The 24,504-nt window shown below is 58.7% G+C and carries 20 protein-coding genes, 1 tRNA gene and 2 pseudogenes; 17 read left to right on the forward strand and 6 right to left on the reverse strand.

All coding sequences use genetic code 11. The features are described from left to right. Positions 1–163 precede the first annotated feature (163 nt). A pseudogene (locus tag Q0859_RS13030) lies at positions 164–439 on the forward strand (transposase); the annotation flags it as partial. Positions 440–706: 267 nt separating this feature from the next. After that, positions 707–796, forward strand: a tRNA-Ser gene (locus Q0859_RS13035). Positions 797–1,142: 346 nt separating this feature from the next. On the opposite strand, the gene Q0859_RS13040 is transcribed toward Q0859_RS13035, so the two are convergent. Further along, a complete protein-coding gene (locus tag Q0859_RS13040) occupies positions 1,143–2,078 on the reverse strand; it encodes a LysM domain-containing protein (RefSeq protein WP_299151840.1) in 936 nt (311 codons plus the stop codon). A gap of 339 nt (positions 2,079–2,417) precedes the next feature. Between Q0859_RS13040 and Q0859_RS13045 the strand changes: the two genes are divergently transcribed. The 8 genes from Q0859_RS13045 (at position 2,418) to Q0859_RS13080 (ending at position 12,804) form a co-directional block, all read left to right on the forward strand. Continuing rightward, positions 2,418–4,373: a bifunctional 2',3'-cyclic-nucleotide 2'-phosphodiesterase/3'-nucleotidase gene (locus Q0859_RS13045; RefSeq protein ID WP_299151842.1), complete on the forward strand. Its 1,956-nt coding sequence runs from the start codon at positions 2,418–2,420 to the stop codon at positions 4,371–4,373. Positions 4,374–4,592: 219 nt separating this feature from the next. Beyond that, on the forward strand, positions 4,593–5,681 hold the full coding sequence (locus Q0859_RS13050) for an ABC transporter ATP-binding protein (protein WP_299151844.1): 1,089 nt from the start codon (positions 4,593–4,595) through the stop codon (positions 5,679–5,681). A gap of 12 nt (positions 5,682–5,693) precedes the next feature. Further along, positions 5,694–6,770, forward strand: a complete 1,077-nt coding sequence (locus Q0859_RS13055) for an ABC transporter ATP-binding protein (protein ID WP_299151846.1) — start codon at positions 5,694–5,696, stop codon at positions 6,768–6,770. Then, positions 6,770–7,639 (forward strand): sugar ABC transporter permease, encoded by an 870-nt coding sequence (locus Q0859_RS13060; RefSeq protein WP_299151848.1) that lies wholly within the window; start codon positions 6,770–6,772, stop codon positions 7,637–7,639. The genes Q0859_RS13055 and Q0859_RS13060 overlap by 1 nt, the downstream gene beginning before the upstream one ends. Positions 7,640–7,642: 3 nt before the next feature. Next, positions 7,643–8,509 (forward strand): carbohydrate ABC transporter permease, encoded by an 867-nt coding sequence (locus tag Q0859_RS13065; protein WP_299151849.1) that lies wholly within the window; start codon positions 7,643–7,645, stop codon positions 8,507–8,509. Between the two features lie 30 nt (positions 8,510–8,539). Then, a complete protein-coding gene (locus Q0859_RS13070) occupies positions 8,540–8,812 on the forward strand; it encodes a DUF2160 domain-containing protein (RefSeq protein ID WP_299151850.1) in 273 nt (90 codons plus the stop codon). Between the two features lie 79 nt (positions 8,813–8,891). Next, positions 8,892–10,613, forward strand: a complete 1,722-nt coding sequence (locus Q0859_RS13075) for an ABC transporter substrate-binding protein (protein ID WP_299151851.1) — start codon at positions 8,892–8,894, stop codon at positions 10,611–10,613. A 433-nt stretch (positions 10,614–11,046) separates the two neighbouring features. Next, a complete protein-coding gene (locus Q0859_RS13080; RefSeq protein ID WP_299151852.1) occupies positions 11,047–12,804 on the forward strand; it encodes an ABC transporter ATP-binding protein in 1,758 nt (585 codons plus the stop codon). A gap of 66 nt (positions 12,805–12,870) precedes the next feature. On the opposite strand, the pseudogene Q0859_RS13085 reads toward Q0859_RS13080, so the two are convergent. Both Q0859_RS13085 and Q0859_RS13090 read right to left on the reverse strand, forming a co-directional pair. After that, a pseudogene (locus Q0859_RS13085) lies at positions 12,871–13,473 on the reverse strand (alpha/beta hydrolase). A 13-nt stretch (positions 13,474–13,486) separates the two neighbouring features. Then, on the reverse strand, positions 13,487–14,419 hold the full coding sequence (locus tag Q0859_RS13090) for a ring-cleaving dioxygenase (protein ID WP_299151853.1): 933 nt from the start codon (positions 14,417–14,419) through the stop codon (positions 13,487–13,489). Between the two features lie 110 nt (positions 14,420–14,529). On the opposite strand from Q0859_RS13090, the gene Q0859_RS13095 reads away from it, so the two are divergent. From Q0859_RS13095 to Q0859_RS13120, 6 genes are all read left to right on the forward strand, one after another. Beyond that, a complete protein-coding gene (locus Q0859_RS13095) occupies positions 14,530–15,447 on the forward strand; it encodes a LysR family transcriptional regulator (protein WP_299151855.1) in 918 nt (305 codons plus the stop codon). Between the two features lie 107 nt (positions 15,448–15,554). Then, complete coding sequence (locus tag Q0859_RS13100) at positions 15,555–16,766, forward strand: FAD-binding oxidoreductase (protein WP_299151857.1); 1,212 nt, start codon at positions 15,555–15,557, stop codon at positions 16,764–16,766. A 16-nt stretch (positions 16,767–16,782) separates the two neighbouring features. Continuing rightward, positions 16,783–17,613 carry an NAD(P)-dependent oxidoreductase gene (locus Q0859_RS13105; protein WP_299151858.1) on the forward strand — a complete coding sequence of 277 codons (831 nt, stop codon included), beginning with the start codon at positions 16,783–16,785 and terminating at the stop codon, positions 17,611–17,613. Further along, the gene (locus Q0859_RS13110) at positions 17,613–18,587 is read left to right on the forward strand and encodes a membrane dipeptidase (protein WP_299151860.1); all 975 of its coding nucleotides are present in this window, start codon (positions 17,613–17,615) and stop codon (positions 18,585–18,587) included. Before Q0859_RS13105 ends, Q0859_RS13110 begins: the two co-directional genes overlap by 1 nt. Before the next feature lie 80 nt (positions 18,588–18,667). Continuing rightward, entirely contained in the window at positions 18,668–19,612 is a 945-nt protein-coding gene (locus Q0859_RS13115) for an NAD(P)-dependent oxidoreductase (RefSeq protein ID WP_299151861.1), read from the forward strand. 41 nt (positions 19,613–19,653) lie between these two features. Beyond that, complete coding sequence (locus Q0859_RS13120; RefSeq protein WP_299151862.1) at positions 19,654–20,148, forward strand: hypothetical protein; 495 nt, start codon at positions 19,654–19,656, stop codon at positions 20,146–20,148. Here Q0859_RS13120 and Q0859_RS13125 read toward each other — a convergent pair whose 3' ends face one another. The 3 genes from Q0859_RS13125 to Q0859_RS13135 are packed head-to-tail and all read right to left on the reverse strand — an operon-like array spanning position 20,149 to position 22,663. Then, positions 20,149–20,700, reverse strand: coding sequence for a TadE/TadG family type IV pilus assembly protein (locus Q0859_RS13125; RefSeq protein WP_299151863.1), 552 nt, complete (start codon positions 20,698–20,700; stop codon positions 20,149–20,151). Next, entirely contained in the window at positions 20,697–21,239 is a 543-nt protein-coding gene (locus Q0859_RS13130) for a TadE/TadG family type IV pilus assembly protein (protein WP_299151864.1), read from the reverse strand. Before Q0859_RS13130 ends, Q0859_RS13125 begins: the two co-directional genes overlap by 4 nt. Then, on the reverse strand, positions 21,239–22,663 hold the full coding sequence (locus Q0859_RS13135) for a TadE/TadG family type IV pilus assembly protein (RefSeq protein ID WP_299151865.1): 1,425 nt from the start codon (positions 22,661–22,663) through the stop codon (positions 21,239–21,241). The genes Q0859_RS13130 and Q0859_RS13135 overlap by 1 nt, the downstream gene beginning before the upstream one ends. Before the next feature lie 297 nt (positions 22,664–22,960). On the opposite strand from Q0859_RS13135, the gene Q0859_RS13140 reads away from it, so the two are divergent. Beyond that, on the forward strand, positions 22,961–24,391 hold the full coding sequence (locus tag Q0859_RS13140) for a Glu/Leu/Phe/Val dehydrogenase (protein ID WP_299151868.1): 1,431 nt from the start codon (positions 22,961–22,963) through the stop codon (positions 24,389–24,391). Positions 24,392–24,504: the final 113 nt, after the last annotated feature.

Below are 24,504 nucleotides of genomic sequence, written 5' to 3' on the forward strand. Positions count from 1 at the left end.
CTTAACTAAGCCCAGATGAGCGACGACTCCTCAAAGTCAAACCGCCATCTGTCTCAAACCATTTGATGACGGACAATTGTCTGAGGTCAGCGCCTATGGGACCATTTAGGGCGATTTGCTAAGAGAGGGTTTGTTGCTCATCGTAACCATTGAGGAGTGGACGATGAGAAAGACAGCGACGAGCCCTGGCGGGAAGATCGCCAAAGACATCAAGCGCGCCACGCGCAAGCAGTATTCTAGCGAAGAGAAGATCAGGATCGTGCTGGATGGCCTGCGTGGGGAAGACAGCATTGCTGAACTTTGCCGCCGTGAGGGCATATCGCAAGGCATCTATTACAAGTGGTCGAAGGACTTCATGGAAGTTGGTAAGAAGCGATTGGCGGGCGATACGGCACGCGCCGCGAACACCGATGAGGTCAAAGCACTGCGCCGCGCGGCAAAGGATCTGACTTCGGCATCCGTCGGGCCGCTTTGTGAAGCTCCGAAAGAAGGTCGAGATGCTCTTCGCCCATGTGTCACGTTTTTAGGCTTCTGTTGGTGGCTTGCGAACATGATGTGAACATCTCTGTGTCAGTTTTGTGTCAAAACGTGACGCAAGCGGCCTGAAAACCAGCGAAATCCAACGAATACAGGCGCTTAGGGTGTAATTGTGTGGTAATCAAAAAAGCGGTTGTTATTCAGTGCCTTGAAAGTTATTCCGATCAACGGAGACGTGGCCGAGTGGTCGAAGGCGCTCCCCTGCTAAGGGAGTAGGCCCGGAAGGGTCTCGAGGGTTCGAATCCCTTCGTCTCCGCCATTTTCTTTCTTGAGCTGCCGCCTCCGACTACCTAAGTGCGCCTGGGTTCGAACGCTGGCCGAACCACCCTGCCGCCCAGTCTACAATATCCATGACTTCCGCGCGAAGAGAGGCCGCTTTGGTTCGTGTTGGACCATGGTGGCGTTGCTGAACCGGGACTGTATTTCAACCCTTGGATATGAAACGAATTGCGCACATGTCAAAGCCGCAGGTGTTCCTGTGATGTAAAAGACCCTTATGGAACTGTCGGCAAACTGCACTCCGCTCGCCAGTGCAAACACCACGTGTTTGGCGATTTGGAACCCAACAGATGCACCGTGGTCAGAGGCCCGAAACGATACCTCCGTCATTCAAAGTCGGGAAGCGCGGCTTTCTTTTTCATGTATATCTTGGTCCGGTCTATGGCGGATTTTGCCAGACGGGTGCTTTCCATACCCCTCTTGATTGCGGATTGTGCATTGCGAATGGCGGCCTGTTTGGCGGGGATGAAGGTCCGATCCGCCATATGCAGTTGATTGGTGATCTCCTGTTTCAGATCGAACGTGGACGCATCCACCCACGCGTCCCAGGTCAGACCCTTGCCGCTGGTGCGCATGCGCGAAATCGTTGTCGCCCAAAAGCTGGGGCTGGTCATCTTGTCAAAGGACTCAGACAGCGTGCCCACGGTCAGGCCGACCATCGAAATCTCGTTCTTTGGGTCCAGCAGGTATTTTACACCGGCTTCTTTTGCAGCACCTTTGGCCTTTTCCGCGGGCACGCCGGTGATCTGTTTCATCGCCTCCTTGTTCAGTTTCGCAAGTTCGTCGCCTGATGCCTTGGCTGCTTTAGCTGCGGTCTTGGACAAGCCCACCAACAGGGTCAGAACAGCCGCGGCGATGTCCACGGCCTTGGAGGTGGCTTTGACGTCCTTTTCGATCCTCAGCAGATATTTCTCCAGATTATCCCGGGATTTCTGCAATTCCTTGATCCGGGCATCAGCCCGTTTGGCGGCGGTAGCGAACAGGTCCGACTGCTTGGCAAAGTGGGCAGCCAGCGCGGCCTCGCCGTCAATCAGGTCGAGGTAGTGCAGTTTCTTCTCGATGATCGCCTTCTTTTGCTTCAGCGTATAAGGAATCTGCAAGACGTCGCCGGGCACGAGCGCATCGGGCGTCTTGCGCTTGGACTTTACCGATTTGTTCATCGGGTCATCCCAGATATAGCTGGCTTTGGCGATGCCCCAAGACTTTGCAATTTTTTCGAGGGTGTCGTTCTTCTTGAATTTGTATTTGCCTTGTCCAGACATGGCGTAACCTCATCTAATTGGTTTAATAATCTTCTTTTCATTCAGTAAATTAGCACATTCCGATCACTCGGACGGGTCCAGACATGTCGATATCTGATGACAACAGGAGGCGAAAAATGCCTGCCAGTACATCAGCGACATGCGGTTGGTTCATAAAATATGGGCTAGGGTGACGGATTGCTCCGCGTGCGACAATAACTGTCTTGGTCATCGGCTTGGTCCCGCTGATCGGGGTCGGAAATGCCATCTTCAGGATTGTGATTTCGCGCTTTGCGGGTTGTCATCAAAGGCCTAAACTTGCGTGATAGCCAAAATCACATCCAACCTTCAGGAGTCGTCATGTCGCTCACTCTCAACCGCCGTAGTTTCCTCGCCAGCACCGCTGGTCTGATCGCATTGCACCCGTTTTCGGCCAATGCGGCGACAAATCAGGCCCACCTGCGGATCATGGAGACGACGGACCTGCATGTTCACGTGTTTCCTTACGACTATTATGCGGACAAACCGCGCGACACCGTCGGACTGGCCCGCACCGCCTCGCTGATCAATGCCATCCGGGCTGAGGCCTCAAATGCGCTGCTGATCGACAATGGTGACTTTTTGCAGGGCAATCCGATGGGGGATTACATCGCCTACGAGCGGGGCATGAAAGAGGGTGACACCCACCCCGTCATTCAGGCGATGAACGCGCTTGGGTTTGATGCCTCCACCCTTGGGAACCACGAGTTCAACTATGGCATAGACTTCCTGATGAAGGCGCTGGCGGGGGCCAACTTCCCGGTGGTGAATGCCAATATCGCGCTGGAATTGGGAAGCGATCCCACCAAGGACAAGACCCTGATCCCGCCCTATGTCATCCTTGATCACAGTGTGACCGACGGCGCAGGTGCGGCACATGACCTCAAGGTTGGTCTGATCGGGTTCACGCCGCCCCAGGTTATGAACTGGGACCGCCGCCATCTCGAAGGCAACGTGCAGGCCCGCGACATCATCGAGACGGCCAAGGCGTATATTCCGCAGATGAAAGAGCAGGGGGCCGATATCATCGTGGTGTTGTCCCATTCCGGCATTGGCGCAGCGGACGCCTCTGATGGGATGGAAAACGCGTCCGTCCCCTTGGCGGGGCTAGACGGGGTGGATGCCATTCTGACAGGGCACAGCCATCTGGTGTTTCCATCGCCGGACTACGCAGATTTTGCAGGCGCGGACGTGGATGCAGGCACCTTGATGGGCACCCCTGCGACGATGGGCGGCTTTTGGGGCAGCCATATGGGCCTGATCGATCTGTTGATCGAAAAGGATGGCAATGAGTGGCGTGTGGTGTCTGCCGTGTCCGAGGCGCGCCCGATCTCCAAACGCAACGAGGACCGGTCCGTTACCGCACTTGTCGAAAGTGATCCGGCAGTTCTGGCCGCTGCGCAAACCGAGCATGATGAAACCCTTGCCTATGTGCGCCGTGCGGTTGGCAAAACAGACGCGCCCCTGCACAGTTATTTCGCGCTGGTCGCTGATGATCCATCGGTGCAGATCGTGTCCATTGCGCAACTTTGGTACATTGAAGAGATGATGAAAGGGACCGAGCATGAGGGTCTGCCGATCCTGTCCGCAGCAGCCCCGTTCAAGGCCGGTGGGCGCGGAGGCCCGGAGTATTTCACCGACGTTCCAAAGGGCGATGTGGCGATCAAGAACGTCTCGGATCTGTACCTCTATCCAAACACCGTCCGTGCGGTGCGTGTCACGGGCCAACAGGTCAAGGACTGGCTGGAACGCTCGGCGGGGATGTTCAACCAGGTGGAGTCGGGTGCGCAGGATGTGGTCCTGCTGAACCCTGAATTCCCAAGCTACAACTTTGACGTGATTGACGGCGTGTCTTATCAGATCGACCTGTCGCAGCCGTCAAAATACGATCCCAAGGGTGAGTTGCTGGACGAAAATGCCAGCCGCATCGTCAACCTGACCTATGACGGCGCGCCGCTGGATCTCGCGGCCGAGTTCATCATCGCAACCAACAACTACCGCGCAGGCGGCGGCGGAAACTTTCCCGGCGCAACATCGGAAACGACCGTGTTTGAGGGTCCCGATACAAACCGCGATATCATCGTGCGCTACATCGTTGAAAAAGGCACGATCAGCCCGCGCGCTGACAGCAACTGGTCCTTTGCGCCGATGGAAGGCAGCACAGTCCTGTTCGACACGGGGCCTGCCGCGACGGCCTATCTTGATCAGGTGGACGTGGATATCGAGCCTGTCGGGGACGGCCCGGACGGGTTCGCACGCTTCCGTATCTCGCTTTAGTCGCGCGACTGCATGGTCGGGGTCTCCCGGCCATGCCAGTTTGAGCGGTCAATGCGCATCTCCTGCGACGTAGACAACTCCGGTTCCCAGAGTTCGCAAAAAAGCCGCGTGATCAACCATTCGTTGCAAATGCGCTCGTATTGATGAACTCTACACTTGGATCGAAAGCGATCTGTGGCAGAATGAAACATCCGGGGCCGCGAAGTAGGGGGAACGACAATGACACTCGAACTGCGCAATGTCTCGAAGGTGGTGGATGGGCTGACACATATCCATCCCACGGACCTGACGCTGAGCAAGGGGACGATGAATGTCCTGCTTGGGCCGACTTTGTCTGGCAAAACCTCTCTGATGCGGCTGATGGCAGGGCTGGATGTGCCCACGACGGGGCAGGTGTTCTGGCAAGGCGAGGATGTCACCGGCATGCGGGTGCAGGACCGCAAGGTGGCGATGGTCTATCAGCAATTCATCAACTACCCCTCCATGACCGTCTACGACAACATTGCCTCACCGTTGCGGCTGATGGGCAAATCCAAGACCGAGATTGACGCAGCCGTTCGAAAATCTGCGGACCTCATGCAGCTTTCGGCGATGCTGGATCGCAAGCCGCTGGAATTGTCGGGCGGGCAGCAACAACGCTGTGCCCTGGCGCGGGCCCTGGTCAAGGATGCGGGGCTGGTACTGCTTGATGAACCGCTGGCAAATCTTGATTACAAGCTGCGCGAAGAGTTGCGGGTCGAAATCCCCAAGATATTCGAAGAGGCGGGATCGATCTTTGTCTATGCCACGACCGAGCCGGAAGAGGCGCTGTTGCTGGGTGGGCATACCGCCGCGCTGTGGCAAGGCGAGGTGCGCCAGTTCGGGCTGACACCTGACGTTTATCGCCAGCCCGCAGATGCCATCACGGCCCGCGTGTTCAGCGACCCGCCCATGAATTTCCTGAAGGTGATCAAGGCGGGTGGCACCATCAAGTTTGGTGATGGGCAATCCGCGCCAGCCACGGGGCCACTGGCCAAGCTGACAGACGGTCAGTATCTGGCCGGGTTCCGCCCCAACCATGTGGAGTTACAGGCCCAAGGCGAGACCTCCCTGACCTTTGCCACAAAACTGAACGTGACCGAGCTGACGGGGTCGGAAACCTTCATCCACCTTGATCATCACGGGGACAGTTGGGTGGGTTTGGTGCACGGTATTCACGACCTCGACCTGGGGGCCGCGCTGGAGGTGCATATTGATCCGCGCCATGTCTACATCTTTGGTGAAACGGGCGATCTGGTGGCTCCCGCTGCCTATGCGATGGCGGCTTAAGGGAACGACAGAATGGCAGAAATCACGCTCGACAATCTGGCGCATTCCTACAGCCCCAACCCCAAGGGCGAGGGGGATTTTGCCCTCAAGGAATTGAACCATGTCTGGTCCGATGGCGAAGCCTATGCGTTGCTTGGAGCATCGGGCTGTGGCAAGTCCACATTGCTCAATATCATCTCGGGCCTTTTGCACCCCAGTCAGGGGCGCATCCTGTTTGACGGTAAGGATGTGACCCAAGCCACCACGGCGGATCGCAACATCGCGCAGGTGTTCCAGTTTCCGGTCGTCTACGACACGATGACGGTGCGTGCGAACCTCGCCTTCCCCCTCAAGAACCGGGGGGCTGACCCAAAGTATATCGCAGAGCGGGTGCAGCGGATCGGTGCCATGATCGGGATGGAGGCGGAATTGGACAAGCGCGCGCGCGGCCTGACGGCGGATGCCAAACAGAAGATCTCGCTTGGGCGTGGAATGGTGCGCGAGGACGTGAACGCCTTGCTGTTTGATGAGCCCCTGACCGTGATTGATCCCCACATGAAGTGGGAGTTGCGCACCCAGTTGAAATCGCTGCACCACGACTTTGGGCACACGATGATCTATGTGACCCATGACCAGACCGAGGCGCTGACCTTTGCCGACAAGGTGGTGGTGATGTATGATGGGCGCGTCGTTCAGATCGGCACCCCGCAAGAACTGTTTGACACCCCCCAGCATACCTTTGTGGGCTATTTCATCGGCTCGCCGGGGATGAACGTGATCCCCGCCACGGTGACGGGCAAGCATGCGATTGTGCATGGCAATGAGGTGGAACTGGCCCGCGGCTATGACGCCTTGGACGGTAAGGTCGAAATCGGCGTGCGGCCTGAATTCGTGCGGCTGACAGACGGTCCCGGCCTGCCTGTCACCATTCGCCGTGTCGAAGACGTTGGGCGCCACAAAATCGTGCGCGCTGACCTGTTTGGCAGCCCGATCAACATTCTGGCGGGCGAAGATCAATCCATCTCGCCCGATATGACTCATATCTCTTTCGATCCGGCCCGCGTGAACGTCTACGTGAATGACTGGCTGAAACATGGAAAGGCCGCCTGATGGAAAAGACAGTCAATCAAAAGGCATGGTTTCTCATCCTGCCAGTGCTGATCCTTGTCGCCTTTTCGGCGGTGATCCCGCTGATGACGGTAGTGAATTACTCGGTGCAGGACACATTCGGGCAAAACCAGTTTTTCTGGGCCGGTCTTGAGTGGTTTGCCGAGATGCTGGAATCGGACCGGATGTGGGATGCGTTGGGGCGTCAGTTGATGTTCTCGGCCATCATTCTGACGATCCAGATCCCGCTTGGGGTCTTTGTGGCGCTCAACATGCCCAAAAGCGGGTTCTGGTCCAGCTTTTGTCTGGTGGTGATGTCGCTGCCCCTGTTGATCCCGTGGAATGTGGTCGGCACAATCTGGCAAATCTTTGGCCGCGTGGACATTGGGTTGTTGGGCTACACGCTCGATGCGCTCGGCATTTCCTACAACTACACGCAGGACACGTTTGCGGCCTGGGCCACAATCATCGTGATGGATGTGTGGCACTGGACATCGCTTGTGGCCTTGCTGGCCTTTGCCGGTCTCAAGTCCATTCCAGATGCCTATTATCAGGCTGCCAAGATTGATCAGGCGAGCCGATGGGCGATCTTCCGCTACATCGAGTTGCCAAAGATGATGGGGGTGCTGATGATCGCGATATTGTTGCGATTCATGGACAGCTTTATGATCTATACTGAGCCGTTTGTGGTCACGGGCGGAGGGCCGGGCAACGCCACCACCCTGTTGTCCATTGATCTGGTGAAAATGGCGCTTGGGCAGTTTGACCTTGGCCCCGCAGCCGCGTTTTCGATCATGTACTACCTTGTAATCTTGCTGATTTCCTATGTGTTCTACACGGTTATGACCACTGTCGAAAAGAATGAGGGCTAGACCATGAGCGATACAACCCTCACCCAGGACGCGGCCCAACCGATCACCGCAACACCGCGCAAACCGTTCCGCATCAAAGGCTCGGTCGTGGTGATGACGCTCTATTTGGTGTTCCTGATGTTGCCGATCTATTGGCTGATCAACATGAGCCTCAAGACCAATACCGAGGTGCTGAACACCTTCACCCTGTGGCCCCGAAACCTGACCTTCGCCAACTACGTGACCATCCTGACGGACCCGGCGTGGTACAGCGGCTATATCAACTCGATCATCTATGTGGTGATGAATACGGTGATCTCGCTGGCTGTGGCACTGCCTGCGGCCTATGCGTTCAGCCGCTATCATTTCATGGGCGACAAGCATCTGTTCTTTTGGCTTCTGACCAACCGCATGGCACCGCCCGCGGTTTTTGCGCTGCCGTTCTTTCAGCTTTATTCATCCGTTGGCCTGTTTGACACGCACATCGCGGTTGCGCTTGCGCATTGCCTGTTCAACGTGCCGCTTGCGGTGTGGATTCTTGAGGGGTTCATGCGCGGTGTCCCAAAGGAGATTGACGAGACAGCCTATCTGGATGGCTACAGCTTTGGGCGGTTCTTCATCAAGATTTTTACGCCGCTGATTGCATCCGGCATCGGGGTGGCGGCGTTTTTCTGTTTCATGTTCAGTTGGGTTGAGTTGCTGCTGAGCCGGACATTGACCACCGTGGATGCCAAGCCGATTTCGGCAATTATGACGCGGACTCAGGGGGCGGCGGGCATTGATTGGGGCGTGCTGGCGGCGGCGGGGGTGCTGACCATCGTGCCGGGTGCCTTGGTTATCTATTTTGTGCGCAATTACATCGCCAAGGGTTTTGCCTTGGGCCGCGTGTAACAGCGCAACTTAAAAAAAGGGGAGATCAACATGGATTGGATGGCATGGACGTGGCCCACTGCCCTGTTCTTTATCTGCATCGTGGTCATACTGACGGTGTTCACCGTGCTTGCGATCAGATTTCCCGAAACACCCCGCAAAGGGATTTTACGACTTGAGACGACGCGCGGCGACCGTCTCTTTATCACACTGCTCGGCTCTGCCTTTATCAATCTGGCTTGGCTGGGGGTGGTCGGCGCGAACCAACCGCTCGCGCTGATTGTCTGCCTTGTCTATGCCGTCGCGGTTTTCCGTTGGGTCTAGGCAAGGATCGGCGCGCGACACAGCGAACCCATGCTGGCGCGCGCTATTTCAGAAGCATATTTCCGATAGGGAGGAAAGAATGACATTCTCACTTAAATCAAGTACGGCAATTGTGCTGTCGCTTGGCATGATGAGCACACCTGTGTTCGCTGATATGGACGCCGCACGTGCGTTCCTGGACAGCGAAATCGGCGATGTGTCGGTCCTGTCGCGAGCGGACCAAGAGGCCGAGATGCAGTTTTTCGTGGATGCCGCCGCACCGTATCAGGGGATGCAGATCAAGGTCGTCTCCGAAACCATCGCGACCCATGAATACGAAAGCCAGGTGCTTGCGCCGGCCTTTACGGCCATCACCGGCATTCAGGTCACCCATGACCTGATCGGCGAAGGTGATGTGGTTGAAAAGCTGCAAACCCAGATGCAGTCGGGCGAAAACATCTACGACGCCTATATCAACGACAGCGACCTGATCGGGACGCACTGGCGCTACCAGCAAGTGCGCAACCTGACTGACTGGATGGCGGGTGAAGGCGCGGATGTCACGCTACCGACGCTGGACCTTGACGACTTTATCGGGACGTCCTTTACCACAGGGCCTGATGGCAAGCTTTATCAGCTGCCCACACAGCAGTTCGCGAACCTTTATTGGTTCCGCTATGACTGGTTCAACGACGAACAGAACAAGGCCGACTTCAAAGAGCAGTTTGGCTATGATCTGGGCGTTCCGGTCAACTGGTCCGCCTATGAGGACATCGCCGAGTTTTTTACCGGCCGCGATTTGTCCCGCATGGGTGTGGATGGCGACGTGTTCGGCAATATGGACTACGGCAAGAAAGACCCGTCATTGGGCTGGCGCTATACTGACGCGTGGATGTCCATGGCTGGTATGGGCGACGCGGGTGAACCAAATGGCCTGCCTGTCGATGAATGGGGTATTCGTGTCAACGAGAACTCCCAGCCAACGGGGTCTTGTGTGTCTCGTGGGGGTGCCACAAACGCGCCTGCCGCCGTCTATGCAGTGACCAAGGCGATTGAGTGGCTCGACAAGTACTCGCCCCCTGCCGCAGCAGGCATGACGTTCAGCGAGGCGGGTCCAATTCCGGCCCAAGGCAACGTGGCCCAGCAAATGTTCTGGTACACAGCCTTTACGGCGGCGACCGTGCTGCCTGATCTGCCGGTGATGAACGAGGACGGTACGCCTAAGTGGCGCATGGCCCCCTCGCCCCACGGGGTCTATTGGAAAGAGGGCCAGAAGATCGGCTATCAGGATGCAGGATCCTGGACGCTGATGGAAAGCACCCCCGTGGATCGCGCACAGGCCGCATGGCTTTATGCGCAGTTCGTGGTGTCCAAGACTGTCGACCTCAAGAAGTCTGATGTGGGTCTGACCTTCATCCGCGAGTCCACCATCGACTCCGAGCACTTCACCGAGCGCGCACCCCGTTTGGGTGGTCTGGTAGAATTCTACCGCTCGCCCGCGCGCGTTCAGTGGTCACCAACCGGCACCAATGTCCCTGACTATCCAAAGCTCGCGCAGCTGTGGTGGCAGAATATCGGTGACGCAATGTCTGGTGCCAAGACGCCTCAGGAAGCGTTGGATGCGCTGTGTGCCGATCAGGAAAAAGTCCTGGCCCGGCTTGAGCGTGCAGGGGTGCAGGGTGATCTGGGCCCCGTTCTCAACGAAGAGATGGGTGCAGAGCACTGGTTTGCACAACCCGGCGCGCCCTTTGCCAAGTTGGAAAATGAGGACGAAGAGCCAAAGACAGTTCCCTATGACGAGCTGATAAAATCCTGGCAGTAAGCCCGGATCAAAAGGACACAAGGCGCTTTGAGGGAAGCGCCTTGTGTCACGTTTTGAGGGCGCTTCATCGGCCTAGCCTGGGGCTGTGACGCGCGTCAAAGACCGAACAGGCCGAGACATGACCACGGTCCTGACGCCTCCCTTCCTCTTCACCCACCCCCCCCCTATGAGCCGAAACCCGCAAGTGGCCATGGCCCTTCGAGGCCACGCTTGACTTCGCCACAGCGCGGGCTTTACCTAGCGAAACGCAATCCCTGCAAGGAGGACGACCATGACTGTTGGCAAGAATATCCTCCCGGCCGGCATCCCTTTTGGATTTGCCGCCTCCTGACAATTTGAGGCCGTATCGGCCCTTATGTCAGCCTTCTCTATTTCCGCTTTCGGAACCATCACATCTTTTGCAGGGCGCGGTTTTTGATACCGCGAAAATTCCATGTCCCGATTTTCTGCCGACGGTGCCCTTGCGCGCGTCCTTTCCTTCACCGTTCGGCTCTGGTTGCGCCTGCGCGGCCTTATCGTTGCCATTCTGGTCTTGGTGCTGACCTCGACCGCTGCGGATATCACGATCCCCGTGGTCACGGGGCGTCTGGTCGCTGCCGTCGCGGACGGGGCGACCCCTTGGGGCATCTTCGCCGCTCTTTTGGGGCTTGGGATCGTGTCGATCGGGGCCAAAATCCTCAGTTATTTCTGCATCATTGATCTGACAGTGCCCACGATGCGCACCGCCGAGGCCGAAGCCTTTGCGCATATCCAACGACTGCCTGCTGATTGGCATGCCAACGCATTTGCGGGGTCAACGGTGCGCAAGATCACGCGTGGGGCGTGGGCATTGGATGATCTGGGCGATGTTCTATTGCTCGCGCTCTTGCCTTCGGTGCTGATCCTGTTGGGCACCATCGGCACGCTGACGGCTTTCCGATGGGAGGTCGGGCTTGTCGCGTTCATCGGGGCCACGTTGTTCCTGGGGCTGTCCCTTGCGCTGACGCTGTTCTGGGTTGCACCAGCCGCGCGGCTTGCCAACGCCCAAGACAGTCGGGTGTCAGGCGCGCTGGCCGATGCGATTACGTCGAACGCGGTCGTGCGCGCCCATGCAGGCGAGGCGCGTGAGGACACCCGGTTGGGGCGGGTTCTGGACAAGTGGGCGCATCGCACACGACGCACGTGGCGGCGTGGCACATGGTCGGGATTGTCGCAGGACCTGTCGATCTGGGGACTGCGCGCGGCGGTGCTGGGAGGGGCCTTGCTCACCTATACGCGCGGTTTGGCGGATGCGGGCGAGATCGCCTTTGTTGTGTCGGCGCTTGGGATGCTGGACGGGTATCTGCGCCAGATTGGCAACCATGTGCGCGCGCTTCAAAAGGCGGTCAACGATGCCGAGGAACTGGTAGAGCTGATGGCGGCCGTCCCAGAACAGGAGGTTGCCCGCCGTCCCGCACATCCCCTGCCTGCACGTGCGGCGGCCCTTGCCTTCGAGCATGTGAATTACGGGTATGTCGGCGCGCCCTCACCGCTGTTCACGGACCTGCATGTCACGATCCCGGCCGGTCAGAAGGTTGGTCTGGTAGGCCGTTCTGGGTCGGGCAAGACGACGTTTGTGAAGTTGATCCAACGGATCCATGAAGTGTCGGGCGGTGCGATCACGCTGGAGGGCGTCGACATTGCGCGCGTGCCGCTGGCCCAGTTGCGCCGCCAGATCGCACTTGTGCCCCAGGAACCGATCCTGTTTCACCGCTCGCTTGCGGAAAACATCGCCTATGCCCGTCCCGGGGCCACGCGGGTCGACATCCACGAGGCCGCGCAGCAAGCGGGGGCGGCGGAGTTCATCGCCCGCCTGCCCAAAGGCTACGGCACCGAGGTGGGCGAGCGCGGCGTGAAGCTGTCAGGCGGCGAGCGCCAGCGCGTCGCCATTGCCCGTGCGTTCCTGTCGGATGCGCCGGTTCTGGTCATGGACGAGGCGACATCCTCGCTTGATTCCGAGGCCGAAGAGCGGGTCGCTGAAGCGGCTGAGCGCTTGATGGAAGGCCGCACGACCCTTGTGATCGCGCACCGGCTGGCGACGGTCGAACGGATGGATCGGATCCTAGTCTTTGATCAGGGGCGCATCGTCGAAGACGGTACGCCCGCTGCATTGATGGCCCGCGAAAACGGTCTGTATCGGGCTTTGCGCCAACGACAAACCTTGGTCGCGTAAACCAAAACGGGTCGGGGCGGATGGGGCGGGGATGCCTCATCCGCCTGCGATAGAGGGATCAAGTTGTCACGCAAAGAGTTGCGCCAGCGCCTGAAGCTCGCTTTGAACCAGTGCGTGTCCGCCGGTGTGAACATCCGTGTGTACCCTAGCGCCTTGGGCGGCGAACCAGTCGATCAGGGCCTGGGTTTGCGGCCAAGGGCAGATTGGGTCCCGCTGCCCCGCTGTGATCAGAACGGGACGCCCTGAAAGCTGTGGCGCGGGGGGCGGTGTCCATGGGATCAACGGGTGCGGCAACTCGATCCGATCAAACAGCTCCGGGTGCGTCATCGCGACCGAGGCCAGAATATTGGCCCCGTTCGAATAACCGAACCCATAGACCGGCGCATCTGGGTGGTCTGCTTTGTGGGCCGCAATGAACGCGGCCATTTGCGTGGCGCGTTTGGCCAAATCCTCCATGTCTTAGATGCCTTCCCCGGTGCGGCGGAAAAACCGCGCCGCACCCCCTTCGGAGACATCGCTCCGGGGCGAGATGACACCCGCGCCGGGTAAAAGTTGGCTGGCCAGATCAAAGAACTGGTGTTCATCCCCGCCGGTGCCATGAAAGGCGAATACAAGGGGTGCGCCGGGTACCGGCCGGGTGGACCGGCTGGTATAGGTGTGATGTGCCATGTCGTTATGCGCCTTAGCCAAAAATGGTTGGCAACAACCCCTCGATCTGGGCGCGCTGCGGCTCGTAGCGGGTGGGCAGCTTGAGGGTCTGGCCAAGGTTGGCCGTGTCCTCGTCCCGGTCAAAGCCCGGCTCGTTGGTGGCGATTTCGAACAGGATTCCGCCGGGTGTGCGGAAGTAAATCGCCCAGAAATAGTCGCGGTCGATCACGGGCGTGACCTGATACCCGGTGTCCATGAGCGCGCGTCGGACCTCAAGTTGGGCGGCGCGATCCTCGACCGCGAAGGCGATGTGGTGGACCGATCCGGCCCCTTGGGTGGCCGCCGCACTGCTTGGCATTTCCTGTAGGTCGATGGTGTCTGCGGCATTCCCGCCTTCGATCACATAGCGGGTTGTGTCGCCCTCACGCGTGTCTTTCTGATAGCCCATAAAGGTCAGCAACTCGCCCGTTGCATCGGCGTCGCGCAGCTGGAACCGCGCCCCACGAAAGCCCAATACGCCTGCGTCTTCCGGAACGTCGGCCTGGGTCCATGGCGTGCGCCCCTGCGCCTCGCTTTCGACAAGTGCAAAGCCGTCGCCATCGGGCCCATCAAAGGTCAGCCGATTTTCGCCAAGGAACGTATCCGTGCCAAGGCCTGTTACGCCGTGTTCGGTAAATCGCGCGCTCCAATAGGGCAGGGCACCCTTGGGCACCGCAAACTCTGTCACGCCCACCTCGCCCGTGCCGCGCCGTCCGCGTGGCATCTGACCGAACGGAAAGGCGGTCATCACTGACCCCGGTGTGCCGACCTCGTCCCCGTAATAAAGGTGGTAGACCTCCGGCGCGTCAAAGTTCACCGTCTTTTTCACCCGGCGCAGGCCGAGCGTCTTGGTGAAGAACGTATTGTTGGTATTCGCATCGCCAGCCATGGAGGTGACGTGGTGCAATCCTTTGATCTCTTTGATCATGGTGGGCCTCTTGGGGTTATTGTGTCGCTCGGGCCCTAGATAGTGGCGTTGATAATTGATCAGAATAGAAATAGTTGGGCATTCACTATTGTTATGAATGGAATAATTAAATGAAAGACCTGCATCCCATCCGCGTCTTTCTAAAGGTCGCGGAGCAGGCCAGCTTTGCTGCGGCGGCCCGTGATCTGGCCATGACGCCCGCATCGGTCACGCGGATCGTGGCCAAGCTTGAGCACACTCTGGGCCAGCAATTGTTGTTGCGGACGACTCGTCATGTGTCGCTGACGGCGGCAGGGTCGCGGGTCGCGACGCGTTTTGGCCCGATCGTCGAGGATTTTGACCGCGCAAGCGAAGAGATGGCGCAGGCCGTCCGCCCGGACCGAGGTCGGTTGCGTATCAATGCGCCGGTATCGATGGGGGGGCGCCTGCTGCCGGGGCTGATCGACAGCTTTCGCCTTGCTTATCCCAATATCGAAGTCGACGTGACGATGACCGACCGCCTCGTCGATATCATGGCCGAGGATTGTGATCTGGCGATCCGCATCTCGGGTCCGCCGGGTGATCTGTCGACAATCTGGCGCAAGGTATGCGAGATCCCGCGCCGCGCCATTGCGGCCCCTGCGCTGTTTGAGCGGATGGCGGGGCCTGTTCATCCCTCTGATCTGGTCGTGGACACCTGCCTGTCTTACAGTGCGGACGGTGCGGGTGAGCCGTGGGTTTTCACGAAAGGCACACACCGCCACAGCCTGCGGGCCGGAACGGCGGTGGTGTCCAACAACGGTGATTTCCTATACGCGCTGGCAAAGGCGGGCGGGGGCATCGCGGCGTTGCCGGATTTCATCACACATGCGGGTCTTGAGAGTGGTGCGGTGATCCCTGTACTGCCGGACTGGTCCGTCGCCTCGCTCTGGCTGATGCTGTACTATCCGCCCTACACGCAATTGCCGCCCCTTGTGGCCACGTTTACGGATTTCTTTGTGGCGTATATGCGCGATATGGATGGGTTGGACTTTTCGAATGCGACCTAGGCGTTCACCCCATCAAATGGGCTGGCGCTGCGTGGATTTTGGACGCAGAGTGCGCGCATTGTCCAAAGCGGTTTGTCCGCGACGTCCATCGATCAAAGAGACCACAGATGCCCAATACGACTCCGACTTTGCCACATTATGATGTTGTGATCATTGGTGGCGCAATCATGGGGGCTTCGACCGCGTGGTTCCTCAGCGACAACCCTGATTTTGATGGCTCTGTCCTCGTGGTCGAGCGGGACATGACCTATGAGGCCTGCTCGACTGCGCACACCAATTCCTGCATGCGCCAGCAGTTTTCGACGGAACTCAACGTGCGTATCAGCCAGTTTGCGGCGGACTTTGTCAAGAATATCCGCCGCTACATGGGGGGCGATGACCGCGTGCCCGACTTGGGCATTCGCAACTTCGGCTACATGTATCTGGCCGACGCCGAGGCGTTCGCGGATGTGCTGCGCGACAACCTCGCGGTGCAGCAGGCCGCCGGGGCCGGAACGCAGCTGATGACGCCCGAGCAGATCAAGGCCGCCTATCCATTCTACAATGTCGACGACATCGTGCTCGGCTCGATCAATACGGTGGACGAGGGATATTGGGACGGGGCTGCGGTCTTTGACTGGTGGCGGCGGCAATCGCGCGAGCGGGGTGTCGAGTATGTCCAGAACGAGGTTGTCGCGATGACTCGCAACCCGTCCGGGTCGCGGGTGGACAGTGTGACGCTGGCCAGCGGCGAGGTGATCGCGTGCGGGCAGGTCGTCAACGCCTCGGGGCCGCGGGCGGATCGCACGGCGCGGATGGCGGGCATCGCTGTTCCGGTGGAGCCACGCAAGCGGTTTTCGTGGATTTTCGCAGCGGAAAAACCGTTGGAGGTTGATCTGCCACTCACCATCGACCCCTCGGGCGTCCATGTGCGCGAAAACGGTGGTGGCACCTATCAGTGCGGTGGGCACTCCGATATTGACCCGGCTGTGGACTATGACGATTTCACCATGGATCACGCGATGTGGGAAAACCATGTCTGGCCGATCCTGGCCAACCGCATCCCGCAGTTCGAGGCGATCAAGGTCACCCATGAATGGGGCGGCCATTATGCGATGAATACCTTTGATCACAACGCGATCATGGGGCCGCATACCGAGGTCGAGAACTTCATTTTCCTGAACGGGTTTTCGGGTCACGGGTTGCAGCAATCACCCGCCATGGGGCGGGGGACTGCTGAGTGGTTGACCTATGGGGCCTATCGCAGCCTTGATCTGACTCCCTTCAACTATGCGCGCATCGTGCGCAACGATCCCATCATAGAAAAGGCGGTGATCTGATCACCGAAGGACTGGCATGAAGAAACTGATACTTACGGGGGCCGCAGGCCGACTCGGCTCGCATCTGCGCGGCCCGCTTGCGACATTGTGCGAGACGCTGGTCAGCACGGATATCGCCGACAACGTGACCGATCTTGCCCCGAACGAGACCTATGTGCAGGCCGATCTGTCCGATCTGTCTGCCATGGTAAATCTGCTGCAAGACGCTGATATAGTTGTGCATTTTGGAGCCATCGGAGACGAGGCCCCCTTTGACGACATCTTGAACGCGAATATCATCGGGGCCTACAACATCTGGGAGGCCGCCTATCGCAATGGGGTGCGCCGGGTGATCTATGCCTCGTCTATCCACGCGGTTGGGATGCATAAATCCGCAGATATGGTTGATGTGAACACATCCCATCGCCCCGACACCTATTACGGGCTGGCCAAATGCTTTGCCGAGGATCTGGCGCGCATGTATTGGGACAAGCGCGGGATCGAAGCGGTGTGCATGCGCATCGCCAGTTGCGCCACGGTGACCAACGCCCGGGCGGTTGGAACATGGCTCAGCTATGCCGACCTGATCCACATGGTGACCCGTGCCATCGACACTCGTGTCACTGAATTCTCCATCGTCTACGGAGTGTCGGACAACGACCGCTCTCCTTTCGACAACACCGGCGCGCGGCATCTGGGTTATCGGCCTCAAGACAATGCCGAACAGTTCGCCGACGAGATGTTTGCGCAGGCCCCGCCCGCTGATCCGTCCGACCCCGCGCAGGCCTGCATCGGTGGCCCCTTTGCGACGGTGGAATTGGGGGATAGCGGCCTGGCGGGCCTCAACCTTGCCAAGGACGAAACCTGATGCGCATCGACAACCTGCAATATGCCAACTGGTCGGAAAAGATTTTTCGCCAGATGCGCGCGGGTGAAGTGGATGCGGTGCATGTCACCATCGCCTATCACGAGAATTTCCGTGAAACGGTGCTGAATTTCGAGCAGTGGAACCGCTGGTTCGAGCTTTATCCCGATCTGATCACCAAGGGGCTCTGGGCCAGTGATATTGACCGGGCCAGGGCCGAGGGCAAGACAGCGATCTTCTTTGGCTTTCAGAACCCCAGCCCCATCGAGGATGATATCGGGCTGGTCGAGATCGTGCACAGCCTTGGTGCCCGTTTCATGCAGCTGACATACAACAATCAATCCCTGCTTGCGACGGGCTGTTACGAGGCCGAAGACACCGGCATCACCCGCATGGGGCGTCAGGTCATCAAGGAGATGAACCGCGTGGGTCTGGTCGTGGATATGAGCCATTCTGCGGATCGCTCGACTATTGAAGCGGCCGAGATATCCGAACGCCCCATCGTGATCACCCACGCCAACCCGCATGACTGGCATCCTGCCCTGCGCAACAAACGCGATGATGTGATCCGGGCGGTGACCGAGGCTGGCGGGATGATGGGCTTTTCGCTCTATCCCCATCACCTTAAGGGTGGGTCCGACTGCACGCTGACGGATTTTTGCGAGGCCGTGGCCCGCACCGCTGAACGCTATGGCACCGACCGGATCGGGATCGGGTCGGATCTGTGTCAGGACCAACCCGACAGCGTGGTTGAATGGATGCGCGTCGGTCGGTGGAGCAAGGAGATCGACTATGGCGAAGGTTCTGCCGCCGCGCCCGGGTTTCCGCCCCAACCAGGCTGGTTCCGCGACAATCGTGACTTTGGCAATATCGAGGATGGCCTGCGCGCCACAGGCATGAGCGATGCAGACGTGGCCGGGATCATGGGCGGCAACTGGTATCGGTTCTATGCCGGAAATTTCAGCCCCAAACCCTGAGCGTATGTCGCAAACAAGATGGACATGCCGCACACCTGTCCCTTGGCTGGATGCAAGGACCCCAGAGGGAGACAGGGCGCATGAAAATCGGATTTATCGGACTGGGCAATGTGGGAGGCAAGCTGTCAGGCAGCCTGATCCGCAATGGCCATCAGGTGTGGGTGCATGACCTGAACGCCGAATTTGTGGCCGGTAAGGTTGCGGATGGGGCGCGGGACGGTCAAAGCCCGGCGCAACTGATGCAGGACTGCGATGCGGTGATCACCTGCCTGCCAAGCCCTGCTGCTTCGGCTGCGGTGATGGCCGATATGTTGCCCTATGTCGGCTCCGGCAAAATCTGGATGGAGATGTCGACGACGGACGAGGCCGAGGTGAAACGCATCGGTGCGCAGGTAATTGACGCAGGCGGCGCAGCGGTGGACTGTCCGGTCTCGGGTGGGTGCCACCGTGCCGATACGGGCAACATCAGCATATTTGCAGGCTGCGACCGGGCGACCTTTGAGCGTATCCTGCCGCTTTTGACCACAATGGGGCGGCGGGTGTTGCACACGGGCGACCTTGGTTCCGCGTCCGTCCTCAAGGTGATCACGAACTACCTTGCCACTGCCAATCTGGTCAGTTGCGCCGAGGCGCTGACCGTGGCCAAGGGCGCGGGCATGGATCTTGGCACCGCCTATGAGGCCATAGCGATGAGTTCGGGCACATCCTTTGTGCACGAGACCGAAAGTCAGGTGATCCTGAACGGCAGTCGCGATATTTCCTTTACCATGGACCTTGTGGCCAAAGATATCGGCCTGTTTCAGGACGTGGCGGACCGGGCCGGGGTGCCTTTGCAGGTGAACCCGCTGCTGATCGACATCTTCAACGACGGGATCGCCCGGTTCGGGCCGCGTGAACTCTCGCCCAACATCATCAGGCGGCTCGAAGAGGCGACGGGCCTTGATGTGACGGCCCCCGGTTTTCCGGCCGGGATGACAGATGACGAACCCGAAGAGAAAGGGGCCGAGGTGATCGTGCGGCGCTGATGGGGCTTGTGAGCGGGCGGGGGGCGGGCTAGGAGCGCGACATGCTGCCAGAGAATACAGAGCCAGATCAGGTCATCGCGACCATCGCCGCCTCACCGGGCCGCCGCATCCTCGGGATCGGGTCGCTTTATATATTGTCGTTGATGGTGATTTACGTCGCCATCGTGCGCCCGCCCGATATCGGCTGGCAGGTATTCCTGTTCGTATTGGGCGGCGGGTCGATCTGGATCGCCGAGCAGATGCGGCGCGCCACGGCTGTGCGTCTGGAACTGACGATGGAGGCGCTGCGCGACAGTGATGGCGATATTCTGACACGTGTCGAGGATATCGTGGCCATTGATCGGGGCATGTTCGCCTTCAAGCCGTCCAACGGATTTCTGTTGCGTCTGTCCCGACCCGGCCCGCGCACGTGGCGTCCGGGCCTGTGGTGGCGGATGGGATCGCGCATTGGGGTCGGGGGCATGACGCCCGGTCATCAGGCGAAATTCATGGCCGAGATGATCTCGGCCATGATTGCGCAGCGCACGGGTGACTAGCTATTCGCTGCTCCACAAGACCCGCGGTGCATAGCGGGGACGGGTAAAGACCGAATTGTGGATCTCGCGCGCTTGCAGCCCGGTATCGAACGGCGGGTCGTATTTCACGAAGGTTTCGACCAGCATGATATGTTCGTTGTGCGGCAGGACAGGCAGCCTGTGCGCGATTTCGTTGACGTCTTCGGTCGTCAGAGACGCCTTCCAGCCCCGCTTTCTTGACCAGTGGCGTCGGTATTCGTCATAGGTCGCGTTATACTTGATGCTGGTGATCCGAATGGCCACGTCGCTCTCGTCGTTGGCCGTCAGATAGGCCAGCAGCTTGCGGGTGCCGTTCAGGTAATCCGGGTTCAGCGGCGTGGTTTCGCGCGAGATGATATCACCGATCGTATAGGCGGCCTTCACGTTCACCGCATGTTGGCGATAGGCGTCGAAAGTGGCGAACATGGCCAGGTACGCCCAGAACAGGGCAGGAATGATCAAGACGGTTTCCACCGCGATGCTGCCGCGTTCATCATCGCGAAAGCGACGCAGGTGTTTGAAGAGACGGATCATGAGTTTGGCTCCTGCACGAAGGCCGAGAGGGCAAGCATCTTGGCGCGCTCCGAGCCATCTTCGGTGCGGGTAAAGGCATAGCCCATGCCCGTCGTGGGAAAGATCGGATCAAAGAGATAGCACGCACGGATCATCATCAGCTGGTGCTCGCCACCATGCACAAACGTTCGTGACGGCTTGAGTGGTTTGGTGACGTCGATGCAGTCTGCCACACCACCGAAACCCGCAAACGAACGTGGATTGATTGGCGTCATCTCAAGCTTCAGGGCGTCGTCGCAATCGGGCAGAAACCCGGCATTCTCGCAGATCATCGTCTTGAGTTGAGCGTGTGTGTAGTTGATGGCCGTGTTCAGCCGCACATCGCGAATGGCCATATCGAGGCCACGGTCCAGAAAGTTCTGGCGCATGGCGTAGATGCCCATTTCAACCGAGGTGAGGAACAAGGTCAGGATCAATGGGACCGCGAGGGCGAATTCCACGAGCATCTGCCCATCCTCTTCGCGACGGAAGCGGCGCAGGAATGTTGTGACTGTGTGCATCATTTTGTCAGCCTCAGTTGGTTGATCTGCTTGGCAATCGCTTCGAAGGCCTCGGTGATCTCCACGCCTTCCACATCGAAATAGTGGCTGGGAGAGGACGCGCAGTCTTCCATGACCTGGCCGCCGTGGGTTTCGGTTTCGAACCCAACGGTCCAGATCACGATGCCTTTGGCTTTGGCGGCGTCACAGATGTCTTCCAGCAGGTCATCTGCGTGGCTGCTTGTGATATATTGGTAGTCCGCCGGTCCCTTGCCGCCGTTCCAGTTGTCGTAGACGTGGTATTCCCACCAACCGAAGTTCTGTTGCGACCATTGCTTGCGTTCGCTGTAGGAATTGTAGGCCCAGTTCGAAATCCGGTTGGAATTACTGTTCTGCCCATCGGTCATCAGAACGATGGTTTTCAGGGTTTCCTCGTCGTCGTAAGACACGGGGCGACCTTTCAACGGGTCCGTTGACGCTTGGTTTTTGTCAACAATTGTCCGCATCGAAGGGTCAAGCAGGGCAACGCCCCATTTCATTCCCATATAGATCGCCGTCCCCGCACGCGGCTGCAATGCCTCAATCTGGTTCTTGAGGGCCGTCTTGTTCTGACTGACCATTTGAATGCGTTCGTAGGAATATCGTGGACACACTGTATCCTTGACGGTGTAGCGGTTCGAGTAGTTCCATTGGAAATGCTGCGTTTGTTGATACCATATCGAGGTATCCAACGCGGTCTTGCCAAACTCGGCGTCCGGCACTTCGACGCAATGGGAGTAGCCGTGAGAGTGGTACCGGTTGAGGTTGTTGTAGATGTTGGGGCCGATATTCACGTGCTCGGAATAGGGCACAATCGACAGCGAGATCAGGTCTTGCGTTTCGGTTTTGATCACCGCGTCGACGAAGGCCTTGCCAGCCGCCCGCATGTTCTGAATTTTGCTGTCGTTCGCCATCGACCCCGAGATGTCGAGGATCAGCGAGATTTCGACGTTGGAAATCCGTTCTTCAGCCGAACTGGCGACGGGCACAGGCAACTCAGATACGCCCACCAGCCGCATGAACTGCGTTGGCGTAGTGTTGTTTGTGGTCGCGACGACGGTTTTGTAGTTGATGCCCTTGTACTGGACAGAGGCGTCGGGGTTCACGGACACGGTGTAGTGCCCCAAACCCGATTTCGCCATGTAGTCATCGACAACGGCCTTGGCATCCAGAGGCTGGTCAAGGTCAGCGGCGGCCAGCACGGCACGGTCCAAGGTGGCCTGCACCCGTGTGCGTTCCATCTCGTTGCGCATCAAGTCGACCCCGATACCCCCCACCAGCAACATCATCATAATAATGCCCAGGCCGAAATATGTCATCGATCCCGCTTCGTTGCGCACGAAGGAGCTGACGCTGCTTTTCAGCGCCGCTTTCGAGAGCGATTTCAATGTCCAGTTCGTTGACATGTTACACCTTGCTTTCTATCGCAGTCTGACCCGTATGGCCTTTTCGTCCGATGATTGGTGTGCAGGGGCATTGTGTTCGAAATCGGGCAAAACAGGGAAACCTCTGTGGAGTTTATGGACCTGTCTTGATCAATCCTGCACTGGGGCCGGGACTGTTTACGATTTGTTAATCAAAAGTGGTCTTGGCACCTATTTTCTCAATCTGCACAAAAAAGTCGCACCCATTAACGGAACCGTCATAGGCTGGGTCCACAGACTGCCCCCACAGGCGAGTCGAACTGTATAAAGGAGACCTGGATGAGCACCCCAAATGAACCGAGCTTCCGCGAGAGTGTGGATATCATGTTCAATCGCGCGGTGGCGCTGATGGACCTGCCCCCCGGGCTCGAAGAAAAGATCAGGGTATGTAATGCTACCTATACCGTCCGGTTCGGTGTGCGCCTGCGCGGCCAGATCCAGACCTTTACCGGATATCGCTCGGTCCATTCCGAACATATGGAACCGGTCAAGGGGGGGATCCGCTTTGCGCTCGGCGTCAATCAGGACGAGGTCGAGGCCCTTGCGGCGCTGATGACGTACAAGTGCGCATTGGTTGAGGCCCCGTTTGGTGGGTCCAAGGGGGGCTTGTGTATTGATCCGCGTGAATATGACGATCACGAGCTGGAGCTGATCACGCGCCGCTTTGCCTATGAGCTGATCAAACGCGATATGATCAACCCGGCCCAGAACGTGCCAGCCCCCGATATGGGCACGGGCGAGCGCGAGATGGCGTGGATTGCGGATCAGTACAAACGTATGAACACCACCGACATCAATGGTGTCGCCTGCGTGACCGGGAAACCGACCAATGCAGGTGGTATCCAGGGGCGCACCGAGGCGACCGGCCGCGGCGTTCAATACGCGCTGCGCGAATTCTTCCGGGATGATGAGGGCGTCGCCAAGGCGGGCATGTCAGGCACGCTTGATGGCAAGTCCGTGGTTGTGCAGGGCCTTGGCAATGTGGGGTATCACGCCGCCAAGTTCCTGTCCGAAGAGGATGGCTGCAAGGTTGTCGGTATCATCGAGCGCGATGGCGCACTGACGGACCCCAAGGGGCTGGATGTCGAAGCGGTGCGCAACTGGATCGCAGGCCATGGCGGGGTGAGCAGCTGTCCGGAAGGGACCCATGTGGAAAATGGCTCATCCGTGCTGGAGATGGATTGCGATATCCTGATCCCCGCAGCACTCGAGGGCGTCATCAACCAGTCAAATGCGCCGCGCATCAAGGCCCCGCTGATCATCGAGGCCGCCAATGGCCCCGTGACCGCTGGCGCTGACATGATCCTGCGCGAAAAGGGCTGCGTCATCATTCCTGATATGTATGCCAATGCCGGTGGGGTCACGGTGTCCTATTTCGAATGGGTCAAGAACCTCAGCCACATCCGCTTTGGTCGTATGCAGCGCCGTCAGGAAGAGGCGCGCCACCAACTGGTCGTGGATGAGCTGGAACGGCTGAGCCATCATTTGGGGGATGCGTGGAGCATTACGCCTGACTTCAAAAGCAAGTATTTGCGCGGCGCGGGTGAATTGGAACTGGTCCGCTCGGGTCTGGATGACACGATGCGCACGGCCTATCAGTCCATGGCATCCGTCTGGCACGAGCGTGGCGATGTCGATGATTTGCGCACTGCGGCCTATCTGGTGTCCATCGGCAAGGTTGCTGACAGCTACCGCGCCAAAGGTCTCTGACCGACCGGGCTGGCCCGTTGACGGGCCAGCCTGCCATTTGAGGCAGCAGTAGGAAACCGGGGCGCTGACGCGCTGCGCGACGTATTGCAGTGGCATCTTTGCATCTGGCGGGG

Source organism: uncultured Tateyamaria sp. (assembly GCF_947497045.1).
Classification (GTDB): Bacteria; Pseudomonadota; Alphaproteobacteria; order Rhodobacterales; family Rhodobacteraceae; genus Tateyamaria.